Origin of the sequence: Actinomyces sp. SKVG-SVH-4(1) (assembly GCF_048514265.1) — a bacterium.
Classification (GTDB): domain Bacteria; phylum Actinomycetota; class Actinomycetes; order Actinomycetales; family Actinomycetaceae; genus Actinomyces; species Actinomyces oris.
The window spans coordinates 20,955-33,308 of sequence record NZ_JBGEVE010000018.1 but is presented as its reverse complement, the minus strand read 5'-3'; the positions used below and the strand labels follow the sequence as shown (position 1 = coordinate 33,308).

Sequence of the window (12,354 nt, the reverse complement as noted above, 5' to 3'; positions counted from 1 at the left end):
CTTCATAATCGACCCGGAGCCGCGTCGATTCTGAAGTTTTGGTTGGTGAGCGTGGGGTGGCTACGGGCGGCGGCCACCGGCGTCTTCGCGTAGACTTCGCTCCACCCTGACCGGCGCCCCGCGCCGGCCATCGTTCCCTGTCCCACCGCCCGCCCCGGGCGCACCCGAGGAGAATCCATGGTCCAGCAGTCCGCCCCGCCAGGAATCTGGGACGAGGACCCCGACGGCGCCTCCATCCTCCTGGCCACGGGCCGCGCCCGCCACGACCTCCTCGTCATCGCCGAGCCCGCCTTCCTGCGCGACCTCGACCAGGCCTGGGGCCGACCCTCGGCCCGAGTGCGCCTGTCCTTCCTGCCCGGTGTCGAGGCCCCCAGCGCCCCCGGCCACGAGGACGCGCTCGTGTCCTACGAGCGCGGTGGACTCGGCGTCCTCGTCGCCCGTGGGCGCACCAGCATGTACGAGGGTGGGGCCGCGCGCGGTGCGACGGCGCTGGCCCGGATCGCCAGCGGGGCCCGCCTGCGCGCCGCCCTGCTCGTCACGCGCGCCACCCCGCTGCGCGGCTCCGGTGATGTGGCCGGCGGCTCGGCGCCGGGACAGGTGCGCGTCGTCGCCGACCACCTCAATGTCTCGGGTGGTTCCCTCTTCCCGGCCCCCGGCATGGTCTCGGCGGGCTGGGACGCGACGCTCACCGAGCGCCTGGGGAGCCTGCGCGGCGTGAGCGGCAGCTCCGTCGTCGCCCTCGTGCCCGGGCCCCTGCGCCCGAGCCCGGCCGAGTCACGCGCCCTGGTCTCCTTGGGTGCCGACGCCGCCGTGACCGACTCCGTGGCCGAAGCCATGGTCCTGGCCTCGAGGGGCGTGGCGGTCTCCGCCCTGACCTACCTCGACGCCCCGGCCGCCGGCGGGAACCTCGGGCGGGCGCAGCTCTCCCTGAGGCAGGCCTCCGGAGTCACCCTGGCCGCCGTCGAGGAGATCCTCAGAAGTCTGCGGGCCGGTTCCTGAACGTGATTCTGGGAACGGCGTGGAAAAGGATGCTGCCCAGGCCGCCGGCCCCCGTTAAGGTCATCTCGTGAAACCCTTCCTCTTCCTGGCCACCCGCAGCGACGATGAGCCCGCCGACGCCGAGTACGAGGCGTTCCTCAAGCGCACCGGCCTGGACGAGTCCACGCTCCGCCGCCTGCGCCTGGAGTCTCAGTCCCTGCCCCAGGTCGACCTGGACGACTGGTCCGGCATCCTCGTGGGCGGCTCCCCCTTCAACGCCTCCACCCCGGCGGAGAAGAAGTCCGCCACCCAGAAGCGGGTCGAGGCCGAGCTCTCCGGCCTGCTCGACCGCGTCGTCGAGGCCGACTTCCCCTTCTTCGGCGCCTGCTACGGCGTGGGCACGCTCGCCTGCCACCAGGGCGCCGTTGTCGACACCACCTACGGCGAGGCCGTCACCGCCCCCGACGTCACTCTCACCGAGGCCGGCCTGGCCGACCCCGTCTGCGCGGGCGTCCCGAAGGTCTTCCAGGCCTTCGTCGCCCACAAGGAGGCGGTCACGACGCTGCCGCCCCACGCCGTCGTCCTGGGAACCGGTGAGGCCTGCCCGGTCCAGATGTTCCGGATCGGGGCCAACCTGTACGCCACCCAGTTCCACCCCGAGCTCGACGGCGACTACCTCGCCCACAGGCTCGGCTTCTACGCCGGTCACGGCTACTTCGCCGACGACGAGCTCGCCGACCTCCAGGCCCGCGTGCGCCTCGTCGACGTCTCCGACTCCTGGAAGCTCCTGGCCAACTTCGTGGCCGTCCACGCCCGCGACTGACGGTCGCCGCGTCGTCGGCGCGATGCCCCAGTTCGTGCAGCGCGGGAAGGGGATGCGTACGGTGCAAGTGGGGTGGATAGTGGGGCATCACCCGGGGCGATGTGTCTGATCGGCCCCGAATGCTCCGGGAACGTACAGAAAGGGCTCGCTTATGTCCCGCATCGTCATGATCGGAGGTCACGGCAAGGTCGCGCTGCTGGCCGCCCCGCTGCTCGTGGATGCCGGCCACGAGGTCGTCTCCCTCATCCGCAACCCTGACCACTCCGCCGACGTTGCCGCCACCGGAGCCACCCCGCTGGTCCTGTCCGTCGAGGAAGCCGACGTCGCTGAGCTCACCCGGGTCTTCGCCGGTGCTGACGCGATCGTCTGGTCCGCCGGGGCCGGCGGCAAGGGAGGCCCGGAGCGTACCGACGCCGTCGACCGTGCCGCCGCCATCCGCTCCATGGAGGCCGCCGCCGCAGCCGGGGTCACGCGCTACGTCATGGTCTCCTTCCTCACCGCCTACGGCGAGGTTCCCGACGACCACCCGCTGCGCGCCTACGCCATTGCCAAGATCGCGGCAGACCGACACCTGCAGACCACCGACCTGGCCTGGACGATCTTGGGGCCGGGCCTGCTGACCCTGGATGAACCCACCGGTGCTATCACCGTGGCGCGCGTCCCCAAGGGCACCCCGACCTCGAAGGCGCCGACGTCGCGTGGGAACGTCGCCCGCGTTATCACCGCCGTGCTCGCCGAGCCGGCCAGTATCGGTAAGGTCATCCCCTTCTACGACGGCGACACCCCCATAGCCCAGGCTGTTGCTGACGTACCGCAGGAGTACGCCGACCTGTCATGATCGCCACCTTCGTGGGGTAGGCATCAGAAAGGCTCCGGTCCGCACTCATTGAGTGAATGTGGACCGGAGCCCGTTCGGGTCATGGTGAGGTCTACTTGCCGTCGCTCATGGCGCTGGCCGAAGGGGCGGCCGACATCTTGTCGTCGCTCATCTTGCCGTCCGACATCTTGTCGTCGCTCATCTTGTCGTCCGACATGCTGCTGGAGGTTGGGTTGTCGGACATCTTGCCATCCGACATCTTCCCGTCCTCGGTCTTGCCGTCGCTCATCTTTCCATCGGACATCTTGCCGTCACTCATGGTGCCGTTCGGGGTGGAGGTCTGCTCCATCTTGTCCTTGTCGGCATTCGTGGAGCCGCAGGCGGCGGTGCCGACGGCGAGGGCGGCAACGAGCAGGGCAGCTGACACGATCTTGCGAGTACGCATAGGAGAACTCCTTGGTGGCATGGGCTGGCGACGTGGCCAGGTGAGTGGTGGCGCACCGACGTAGTGCGCCGTCACCAGGAGTTCGTAACCGATGGGGCAGCGGATGGGGATAAGTGAGTGACTCTGCTCACTGTGTGTCGTGAGGGGTGCGTGATGGGTAGAGGCTTCCCCTACATGTAGGGCCGGTAGTTCACGTACTGGGGCTGTTGCGTGTTTGTGGCTACCGGTGCGAACTGAGGCGTCTCGTGCTTCGTGGTGGACGTGCGTCGGTGTAGCAGCACCATGATTCCGACGGCGATGGCTCCCAGCAGGATCGATGAGCCCCATGCTCGGAAGGAGGCGTATGGGAACCCGTGGCCCATGCTGGAAAAACCGAGCATGGAGTTGATGGAAGTGACGGAAATGCCATAGGCGAGGAGGATGTACACGTTCGTGAGTACCATGACTAATGGTGCGATGCCGACGACGCGTGAGAACGCCACTGTGTAACGGCTCTGAGAACCTAGGTAGAGGCTGGCGGAGGTGATCAAGGCCGTCGTGATCATGAGGAAGATGCCGCCGACGAGAGGCGCTCCTAAAGGGGTCGGCTGGAGTGATATCGCCATCCAGACGTTGATTGTGTGCTCACTTATGTCGGTGCCGCCCACTATGTATCTCACAGAGTTCGCCAGCTGATGGAGTGCTATGACGAGAATGAAGAGGTTGGCTGCTAATCCGATCGTGACAGACCATGGTCGCGCAGCGGGCGTGTGTTGATTCATGATGGTTGCGGCGATTGCGGCGCTCCCGGTTGTCAGGAGGCACAGGATCGGCATAGGGGTGACAATGATACTGTCGTTGAATATCAAGACGTCGATGAGCAGTATCTGAAAAGTCGCGGCGACCATGACCGAGGTCGGGCGGTTCTCAAAGATGGCTTTCAGAGACGAAAAGTGAAGGAAGAACCACCAGACGCCCGGGGTGCCGAGGGCATAGAAGAGCAGGTACAGGATGAAATCCAGCGTGAAGCCCGGAGGGGCGGTGAATCTGGGTTGCCTGTGGAGGTCGTAGAGGACCCACGCGACCTGAGCACCGCAGGCGATCAGGGCTGTGACGAGGGCGATGATCCGGTCTCGCCTCCAGCGGGTGGGTGAGGGCGAGGCGGTTGTGCGGGTGACGACGAGTGGCGGCGCGCTGACCGGTGCTGGCGGCGCTAACGGCTGCGGCTGCGGGATCACGGGGAGGGGCCCGGGAGTTGGAGCGGGGGCGAACCTGGGGAAGCTGGCAGTGGGCCCTGCCGAATAGGGATCAATATCAGCCCCGTTGGTGACGATACTGCTGGCGGGCTGGCCGATGCTGGACAGGTGCGGCGCCACCGGCTGTGTTGGAGGGGCGGCCTGGGCCTGGAAAAGATAGGGGTAGTGGGCCCGCTGCCCGCTCTGGGGGCTGTGGCCTGCCGAGAAGGTCGCATGCGGTGGCGATACGGGGGTGTGCGGCCCGTGTGGCATCACGCCGTATGGCGTCGCCGGGCTGTGCCCTTCGGTGCCCGACGGTGTCGGTGTGTAGCTGCTCTGAGGTTGAGGTGGCTGCCGCATATCGGCATTGTGCTTGACCTGTCGGTCGGTGTCGATGACCGAGGTGATGTCGTGTGCCGACCCCGCGGTGGTGGGGCGGGATCAGTACCCGCTCCCCCACTGTGACTGGGAGCGGTGCTGCCTGCTGAAGCGGTTCTGCATGCCGTGGGGGCCGGCTGTGCTCACGGCGCCATCGTGGTACCGGCTGTGGCCACTGGGAGGAGCGGCCGCGGATCGGCGTCCGGCCATCAGCGTCGAACCGATGAGGAGGGCTCCCTGGCCGATGATGATCGCCATCACGATTCCTGTGCTGGATGGCTGAAAAGCGTACTCGCCAACGGTGGGCAACCCGTAGGCGAGGACGACGACGATGTTATAGAGCGTAAATAGTGAGACGGCGCTCGTGGACACGATTCGGAAGGATGTGCTGGAAGGGCGCCGCATTCCCAGGAACAGGCCTGCGGCAGCCAGGGATGTGACGATGGTAAAAATGAGTAGCCCTGTCGTGACGGAAAGGCCTGCGCCCCCTGATTCCGACCATATGAACCAGGCGCTGGTTGTGTGGTCGCTGAGGCTCTTTCCTGCCGATATGGTCACGTAGGCCGATATGGTGAGGTATGAAATGTGCACGGCGCTGTTGATGAGTACGAACTGGCAGGCGCCTATGGCCAGGGTGGTGGGCCATGGCTGCGGAGTCCTTAAGTGCTGATTGAGGCGTGTGGTGAGGATGGCGCCCACTGCGGTGACGATGAATAGGAGGACAATGGTGAAGTCTTGCACGCCGGCGTACGGGTCCTTGTTGGTGCCGGCAATGGGTATGATGAGTACCCCGTAGCCGAACCACAGTGAGAGCCCTAGCATCTCAGTGACTGGCTGGTTGCGGAATAGGCGACGCAATCCGAAATAATGCCACCAGATCGCTGGTGTGGCGACGATGAATAAGAGTGTCGGAATGATGGCTGACCACCATGTATCGCCCCGCGCGAAAGTGAGAAGGAAGGTGATATAGATGACGACCTCAAGGGCACAGCCAACGATCATCATGACCAGTGCCGCCGCTTTCAACCCGCGCCATGGCACCTGGTGTGGCGCACCCAAGGGTTGTGATGAGGTCGTTCCTGGCTGAGGGCTGCCCAGCCGCGGTGGTCTGGCAGAGGAGGGGTAGCCCGGTGCGGTGACTGCTCCGCTCAGGTATGCCGACCCGGTGCCCGAGCCCGCGCCTTGCTGAAACTGCTGGAACTGCTGCTGTTGCGGCTGGTACGGCTGATACTGCGGCGTCAAGGCATGTGCCGGCGCAGGCGGATAGGGCTGGCCTGGGAAGGCGGACGCCCCGGGTGGGTGCAATACCGACTGGGTCGGAATCGCGCTCTGCGCGGGGGGCATGTACGCGCCGTGACCGGCCGGCGTCGGCGCCTGCCCGTAGGTCGCCCCGCCCTGCGGGGCGCTTACCGGAGCAGAGCCATAGGCGGCCTGCGGCGGGTACTGCGGGCTCGGTGGGCCGCTGTGTCCCTGTGGCGGCGGATAGGCGGGCGGGTAAGTCATGACAACGTCCTGATGATCGTGGCTCTCAGCTCCAGAGCTGCGCCTGGATCCCCGAGTCGTTCGGGGCGTGCGGCCCCAAGGATCGGCAGCTCAGCTGCGGGTGAAGTACGAGACGAAGTTGCGGATGATCTGTCCGGCGTCGTGCGCCTCGGAGGACCGGGCCTGGGTGAGGATGTCCTCGCTCATGTCCGGGTCCCCGTAACCGGCCTCGTCGTAGATACTGACACGCCGCTCGAACTGGACGGCGTCGAGCTCGGGGTTGAACTGGCAGGCGTAGACGTTCCTGCCCACGCGCAGCATCTGGACCGGGCAGTCCGGCGAGCTCGCCAGCAGGGTCGCGTGCGCGGGCACCTCCCCGACGCCCTCGTAGTGGCCGGCGAAGACCGTGACCACCTGGGGGAGCCCCTTCAGGACCGGGTCCTCGCGGCCCTCGGCCGTCAGGAAGAGGTCGACGGCGCCCAGCTCCTCACCGAACTCCTCCTGCGTCCCGGTGCCCAGGTAGGCGGCCAGCACCTGGAGCGCGACGCCCGTGGCCAGAAGGGGAATGCCTTCCTTGAGGATCACCCCGAGCAGCTCGCGGATCTGCTCCTCGACGTTGAGCTGACTGCGGGTCTTCTCGGCCGCCGGCGTGTCCGCGTTGTAGGGGCTGGCCCCGATGAGGACCCCGGAGACATCGGCCGCGGTGAAGGAGTCGAGGAAATCGACCTCCTCCAGGGCGATGTGCTGCAGGTCATCGCGCGATAGACCGCTCTGAGCCAGGAAGGACTCGTACTCGTCCTGCGCCGCCTCGTGCTCGGGGCGCGTGGTCACCATGATGAAAGGCTTCACGGGACCACTGTAGGGGACCGGTTGGCCGGGCGTGGCCGTGCGGGCGTGGCCCTGTGGCCTTTAGATCACGAACAGCACGAGGATGAGGACGCAGGACCACAGGATGACGGAGATGGCTCCCAGAATGAGCCCCAGCCAGGCCAGTCCCTCACCGGAGTCATAGCTGTGGTGCAGGCGCCGCAGCGCACCGATGCCCAGGATGATCGCGGCGACGCCGACGAGGGGGATGAAGCTGAGCAGTCCGCACACCAGGGCGGCCGTCGCCCCGGAGTCACTGTGGGGGCGGGGTGCGGTGTAGCCGGGGCCGGAGAAGATTTCTGCCGGATCGAGATTCTCGGTTCCGGGGAAGACGAATCCCTGGGGGAGCCCGTCGACGTACTGCTCCGAGCTCGGCGAGAAGCGTGGCGCGCTCTGTCCTGGCGTGGAGGTCCCGACGGTGCTCATGACCACATCATGCACCGTCGGCGCCCGCAGACGGCATCCTTCCCGCGGACGAATCAGTTGGGAGCCGCCAGGTGGCCGGAAGGTGCCCGCGAGGAGCCCGGTCCGCGGGCCCACCGAGCAGGGGCTATGCTGAAGTTCCGGCAGGCTCTGCCGGGTCCTGCCGAGCGTCCCGCGGGTCTCCTGCGAGAGGATTTCCCACGGGACGCAGCCATTCCCTCGTTGCTTAGGCAGGAGCTCACTCGTGTCCTCTTCTCCCTCTCGTGGCTGGCGCCTGCACGGCGATGGCCGGTCCATCGCTCCGGGCGAGGTCGTCGCCCCCGGTGAGCGCCTCACCTGGCCGCGCACCATCGGCATCGGTGTCCAGCACGTCGTCGCCATGTTCGGCGCCACCTTCCTGGTGCCGCTGCTGACCGGCTTCGACCCGGCGACGACGCTGTTCTTCACCGGTGTGGGCACCCTGCTGTTCCTGGGCATCACCTCCGGGCGCCTGCCCAGCTACCTGGGCTCCTCCTTCGCGCTCCTCGCCCCCATCGGAGCCGTGACCGGGCGCATGGACAGGAACGGGAGTTTCGTCGACATCCCTCTTGACCCCCACAAGGCCGCCCTCGCGCAGGGCGGGATCATCTCGGTGGGGCTGTGCCTGCTGGTGGTGGGCATCATCGTCCACCTGGTCGGGTCGGCCTGGATCGACCGTCTCATGCCCCCGATCGTCACCGGAGCGATCGTCGCCCTCATCGGCTTCAACCTGGCCCCCGCCGCCTGGGGCAATGTCACGAAGGGCCCCGTGACGGCGGTCGTCACGATCGTCTCGATCCTGGTCATCACGGTGCTGTTCAAGGGCCTCATCGGGCGCCTGGCGATCCTTTTCGGCGTGCTCATCGGCTACGTCACCGCGGTGCTGCGCGGGGAGGTCAACTTCGACGCCGTCGCCAAGGCCCCCGTCCTGGGGCTGCCCGACTTCCACGCCCCGGCCTTCGACGTGCGCTACCTGGGCCTGTTCATCCCCGTGGTGCTCGTCCTGGTCGCCGAGAACATCGGTCACGTCAAGTCCGTTTCGGCCATGACCGGGGAGGACCTCGACGACGTCACCGGCCGGGCCCTGTTCGCCGACGGCCTGTCCACCGTGCTCGCCGGCAGCGGCGGCGGCTCGGGCACCACCACCTACGCGGAGAACATCGGCGTCATGGCCGCCACCCGCGTCTACTCCACCGCCGCCTACGTGGTGGCGGCACTCAGCGCCCTGGGCCTGTCCCTCCTGCCGAAGTTCGGCCAGATCATCGCCTCGATCCCCGCCGGCGTCCTGGGTGGGGCGGCCACGGTCCTCTACGGCATGATCGGCATGCTGGGGGTGCGCATCTGGGTGCAGAACCGTGTGGACTTCTCCGACCCGGTCAACCTCAACACGGCGGCCGTGTCCATGGTGGTGGCCATCGCCGACTACACCCTGGTCTGGGGCGACATGACCTTCAAGGGCATCGCCCTGGGCTCGGCCGCGGCCATCGGCGTCTACCACGCCATGCGCTGGATCTCGAAGCTGCGCGGCACCAACCTGGAGCAGGCCTCCCCGGCCTCCGCCCCCGCCGGCACCGAGCTGGAGGGCCCGGCCTACTCCAGCCGCGCCGCCCACTCGCCCTCAGCCGCCTCGGCGGCGGAGGCTCCGACGTCGTCGAGCACCGATGGCGCTGAGAAGGGTCGGTGAGAGCCGAGCCTGAGCCGCCCCGCCGGTAGGCGTCGCCGAAAGCGGAAGGAGATGTGGCAGTCGATGTGCTCGGTTCGGCACATCGGCTGCCACTGGCGTCATGGGGCGTTGCCTGATGCTCCTGAGGGTTTCTTGCCATGGCAGCGCAAGACGCCGGTGGGGAGAGCTGAGTACGCGACACGTACTGCTCGCTTCCTCGGTGGGGGCTGGTTCGGTGGCTCGCTGTCGCTCGGGTGGTGTGGGGCGTGTACTGCACGAGGGTGGGGTGCTACTGGAGGAGGGTTGGGTGTACTGCGGGTAGGTGGGGCCTTCGTGCAGTACGCACAACCCTTGGCCAGTGGATCCCGACCCTCGTGGAGTAGGCCGGCCCGAGGTGAGGCTCAGGGTGGAGCCGGCGTCGAATCACGGCCTCCGGGCCCCGCGCGAGCGCCGGCCCCATCCTGGAACCGCACGTGAGCCGGCGTCTCAGGCGCTATGACGCTCTGAATCGGGAACTGCGTTTACCGCCCAGAACGTCCTTCTCCTCCAGATGACTGAGGTCAGCTCCCAGTCGACTGGGGGACAGCGCAGTCCTCGTCGGAGAAGTACGTCCTCGATCGAGGCGGAAGCCATCGAGGCTGGGAGTCGTCGTCGGGACGCTCCTGCCCGGACCGGGCGGCCCCGGGGTCAGCTGGGCTTCTTCGTGGCGGCCTTGTCCGCCGGGACGCAGTCGCTGGGGGCGGTGATGGGCTTGTCGGCGCCGAGGAGCTTGATCTCGTCCGACTTCAGTGCGTTCTGCAGGTACTCCTTGCCCAGGACCACCGAGACCGTGGTGTCGTCGTCGGACAGGCTCTTGTCGAGCTGCACCGTGGACTTGGGGAAGATCTGGGCCAGGGAGTAGGCGTTGGTCAGGCCGCCCTTGGAGGCCATGATCTGGACCTCGCCGTTGTAGATGCCTCCCGGCCAGTCATTCGCCGAGGTGACGGTCAGACCGGCCTCCTCCAGCTCCTGCTGCACCGTGGCTGCCAGCCCCACCGTCTCCGAGCCGTTGTAGATGTTGATCTTCTCGATCGTGGTGACGTCGACGGTCTTGGCGCCGCTGGGCGGGCAGGTCTGGGGCACGTAGGTCGCCGTGCTCTTGGGCTGCGAGAAGCCCGGGTTGTAGGCGGGCAGGATGCCCAGCGATACCAGGAGGCTCACGGCGACCGCGACCACCATGACGGCCAGGATGGCGCCGATGACGGTGGTCTGACGGTGCTGCATGTGCCGCCGGTACTCGGCGCGCGGATCTGCGGGACTACTCACGCGAACCAGGGTAATGGACGACGGCGCTCATCGGGTGGTGGTGGGCTCGATGTGACATGGGACCGAGCCGTGGACCAGGGTGCTGGGCGGGTTGCCGGGTGCTGCCGGCGAGGATCAGGCGCTCGGCGGTGCCGGGGCGAGCCGCGGCACCCCTTCCTCGGTGACCTCCAGGATGCGGGCGTGGATCGCGGTGCGCCCCTGCAGGGCGGCACGCAGTGCCCGGTGCAGCCCGGTCTCCAGGTAGAGGTCCCCCTTGAAGGAGACCACATGGGCGAACAGGTCGCCGTAGAAGGTGGAGTCGTCATCCAGGAGGCTGCGCAGATCGAGGGTTGCGCGGGTGGTAGTGAGATCGGCCAGGCGGATCTGTCGAGGTGCGATGACGGCCCAATCGCGCTGAGTGGTGACCCCATGGTCGGGGTAGGGGGGCCTCTCGCGTACTGCCTTGAAGATCACGGCAACATCCTAGTGAATGAAGCGGCCGTAGGTGCGTGGGGGAGCCGTGGGTCGTCCAACATCGACGACGTCGACTGCATCGACAGGATCGACTTGTCCCGGGGCGCCGGTCCGCTGGGTTCAGCCTGTCCGGGCCCCTCCGAGGTGGGGAGTCGCTTCCGTTATCTGTCTCACTAGTTGGAATGTGGCCGATAGGACGGCGATTTCGTCATCTCTTTGTGATTGGCGTTATCGCTGCGATATCTGGTGGTTTACTGGGAGGGTGGGATGTCTGATGCCGGAAATCGGCGGCATGCCTGACCTTCGGACTGTTCCCCTCTGCTTCGCGGCTCTAGTACCGTGTTCGCTGCACCGACCTCGACCGAAAGGATGCCGCAGCCATGACCATCGCGGTCCGCCGAAGCGGCTTCACCATTCCCCTGTCCCTTGTTGTTCTCACCTCGACCGCCATGCTTCTGGCCGGTTGTCAGTCCGGTGGTGCCTCCAACGCCAATCAGCAGGGCACCACGGGTTCATCGTCATCTGCGAAGGCGCAGTCGACGGCCAGTGCCAAGGCGACCTCCGGCCAGAAGTCGGGGCACGCCTCTCCTCGCATTCCCAGTCCCACCGGTAAGGGCCCCGCCGACTCCTCCGCGTCGCAGCCCTCCGGCTCCCAGTCCCGTCCCGCGAGCCCGCGGGCCAACGAGCCCCGTCCGGCCGCCAGCGGGACCGACGCCACTAGAGCGTTGGCCCCCGGCAAGACGGACGCTCCGGGGCAGCAGAACAGCGGCGCCTCCAAGGCCCCTCAGGCTCAGGGGAAGACCGACGACGCCGGTAAGCCCTATGCCGGATCCGCTCAGACACCCAGTTCCCCGGCCCCTGAGACTCAGAAGCGCGCGGAGCAGCCGGCGCCGGCCGAGAAGCCGACTGACAAGCCCGCCGAGAAGCCGGCTGAGGCGCCTGCCGACAAGCCCGCTGACAAACCTGCTGACGCGCAGCCGGCACCGGCCGACAAGCCGGCCGAGGCACCTGCCGACAAGCCCGCCGAGAACCCGGCCGAGCCGGCCGCCCCCGCCGACGAGCAGCCCAGCCAGGCGACGTCCTTCGTCCCGGGCAACCTCGTCTCGGAGAAGACCGCCATGATCGTGTCGCCGTCGGGCAACATCGGCTGCGACCTGTCCGCCCACTACGCGGGCTGCGGTGTGCTGTCCTACCGCTCCAACGGCACCTACGGCAAGGATGAGGCGGGCTCGCCGAAGTGGTGGTTCGACCTCAGCTCCGGGGGAACTCCGCAGCTCGCCGGCCGCAGTGAGGGCGCCTTCTCTCTCGATGAGGCCTTCCGCGGTGGCGGCTCTTCGCCCCAGGTGGTGGAGTACGGCCAGTCCGTCACCTTCGGCTCCTGGGTGTGCAGCTCCGAGGAGACCGGCATGACCTGCCGCAACACTGAGACCGGCCACGGCGTCTTCCTCAGCTCGGGGCGCTACGAGACCTTCTGAGCCGAACCCGAGA

General features: G+C 67.4%; 12 protein-coding genes. 5 read left to right on the top strand and 7 right to left on the bottom strand.

Annotation, left to right across the window (positions count from 1 at the left end; genetic code table 11):
- Nucleotides 1-177: 177 nt before the first annotated feature.
- The 3 genes from AB7V09_RS11920 (at nt 178) to AB7V09_RS11910 (ending at nt 2,639) form a co-directional block, all read left to right on the top strand.
- Nucleotides 178-999 (top strand): purine-nucleoside phosphorylase, encoded by an 822-nt coding sequence (locus tag AB7V09_RS11920; protein WP_070511183.1) that lies wholly within the window; start codon nt 178-180, stop codon nt 997-999.
- 67 nt (nt 1,000-1,066) lie between these two features.
- Complete coding sequence (locus tag AB7V09_RS11915) at nt 1,067-1,801, top strand: glutamine amidotransferase (protein ID WP_419143886.1); 735 nt, start codon at nt 1,067-1,069, stop codon at nt 1,799-1,801.
- Between the two features lie 151 nt (nt 1,802-1,952).
- A complete protein-coding gene (locus tag AB7V09_RS11910; protein ID WP_009406653.1) occupies nt 1,953-2,639 on the top strand; it encodes an SDR family oxidoreductase in 687 nt (228 codons plus the stop codon).
- A gap of 91 nt (nt 2,640-2,730) precedes the next feature.
- Here AB7V09_RS11910 and AB7V09_RS11905 read toward each other — a convergent pair whose 3' ends face one another.
- The 5 genes from AB7V09_RS11905 to AB7V09_RS11885 all read right to left on the bottom strand — a co-directional run bounded on the left by AB7V09_RS11905 (nt 2,731) and on the right by AB7V09_RS11885 (nt 7,430).
- Entirely contained in the window at nt 2,731-3,063 is a 333-nt protein-coding gene (locus tag AB7V09_RS11905; RefSeq protein ID WP_419143885.1) for a hypothetical protein, read from the bottom strand.
- A gap of 170 nt (nt 3,064-3,233) precedes the next feature.
- Nucleotides 3,234-4,280 carry a hypothetical protein gene (locus tag AB7V09_RS11900; protein ID WP_419143884.1) on the bottom strand — a complete coding sequence of 349 codons (1,047 nt, stop codon included), beginning with the start codon at nt 4,278-4,280 and terminating at the stop codon, nt 3,234-3,236.
- A 438-nt stretch (nt 4,281-4,718) separates the two neighbouring features.
- Nucleotides 4,719-6,158 (bottom strand): annexin A7, encoded by a 1,440-nt coding sequence (locus tag AB7V09_RS11895; RefSeq protein ID WP_419143883.1) that lies wholly within the window; start codon nt 6,156-6,158, stop codon nt 4,719-4,721.
- Nucleotides 6,159-6,248: 90 nt separating this feature from the next.
- The gene (locus AB7V09_RS11890; protein ID WP_009747696.1) at nt 6,249-6,986 is read right to left on the bottom strand and encodes a glutamine amidotransferase-related protein; all 738 of its coding nucleotides are present in this window, start codon (nt 6,984-6,986) and stop codon (nt 6,249-6,251) included.
- Between the two features lie 60 nt (nt 6,987-7,046).
- On the bottom strand, nt 7,047-7,430 hold the full coding sequence (locus AB7V09_RS11885; protein WP_075413970.1) for a DUF4190 domain-containing protein: 384 nt from the start codon (nt 7,428-7,430) through the stop codon (nt 7,047-7,049).
- A 241-nt stretch (nt 7,431-7,671) separates the two neighbouring features.
- Between AB7V09_RS11885 and AB7V09_RS11880 the strand changes: the two genes are divergently transcribed.
- A complete protein-coding gene (locus AB7V09_RS11880) occupies nt 7,672-9,129 on the top strand; it encodes a uracil-xanthine permease family protein (RefSeq protein ID WP_279014565.1) in 1,458 nt (485 codons plus the stop codon).
- A 666-nt stretch (nt 9,130-9,795) separates the two neighbouring features.
- Here AB7V09_RS11880 and AB7V09_RS11875 read toward each other — a convergent pair.
- Nucleotides 9,796-10,371 carry a LytR C-terminal domain-containing protein gene (locus AB7V09_RS11875; protein ID WP_020992016.1) on the bottom strand — a complete coding sequence of 192 codons (576 nt, stop codon included), beginning with the start codon at nt 10,369-10,371 and terminating at the stop codon, nt 9,796-9,798.
- Nucleotides 10,372-10,527: 156 nt separating this feature from the next.
- The gene (locus AB7V09_RS11870; protein ID WP_003788121.1) at nt 10,528-10,866 is read right to left on the bottom strand and encodes a hypothetical protein; all 339 of its coding nucleotides are present in this window, start codon (nt 10,864-10,866) and stop codon (nt 10,528-10,530) included.
- Nucleotides 10,867-11,246: 380 nt separating this feature from the next.
- Here AB7V09_RS11870 and AB7V09_RS11865 point away from each other — a divergent pair, with 380 nt between their 5' ends.
- Nucleotides 11,247-12,341: a hypothetical protein gene (locus AB7V09_RS11865; protein WP_314157506.1), complete on the top strand. Its 1,095-nt coding sequence runs from the start codon at nt 11,247-11,249 to the stop codon at nt 12,339-12,341.
- The last annotated feature ends 13 nt before the right edge of the window (nt 12,342-12,354 follow it).

What these genes read in the sequence shown, in the direction of transcription:
- AB7V09_RS11920 (WP_070511183.1), top strand. Translation starts at nt 178, where the DNA reads ATGGTCCAGCAGTCCGCCCCGCCAGGAATCTGGGACGAGGACCCCGAC.
- AB7V09_RS11910 (WP_009406653.1), top strand. Translation starts at nt 1,953, where the DNA reads ATGTCCCGCATCGTCATGATCGGAGGTCACGGCAAGGTCGCGCTGCTG.
- AB7V09_RS11905 (WP_419143885.1), bottom strand. Translation starts at nt 3,063, where the DNA reads ATGCGTACTCGCAAGATCGTGTCAGCTGCCCTGCTCGTTGCCGCCCTC.
- AB7V09_RS11895 (WP_419143883.1), bottom strand. Translation starts at nt 6,158, where the DNA reads ATGACTTACCCGCCCGCCTATCCGCCGCCACAGGGACACAGCGGCCCA.
- AB7V09_RS11885 (WP_075413970.1), bottom strand. Translation starts at nt 7,430, where the DNA reads ATGAGCACCGTCGGGACCTCCACGCCAGGACAGAGCGCGCCACGCTTC.
- AB7V09_RS11875 (WP_020992016.1), bottom strand. Translation starts at nt 10,371, where the DNA reads ATGCAGCACCGTCAGACCACCGTCATCGGCGCCATCCTGGCCGTCATG.
- AB7V09_RS11865 (WP_314157506.1), top strand. Translation starts at nt 11,247, where the DNA reads ATGACCATCGCGGTCCGCCGAAGCGGCTTCACCATTCCCCTGTCCCTT.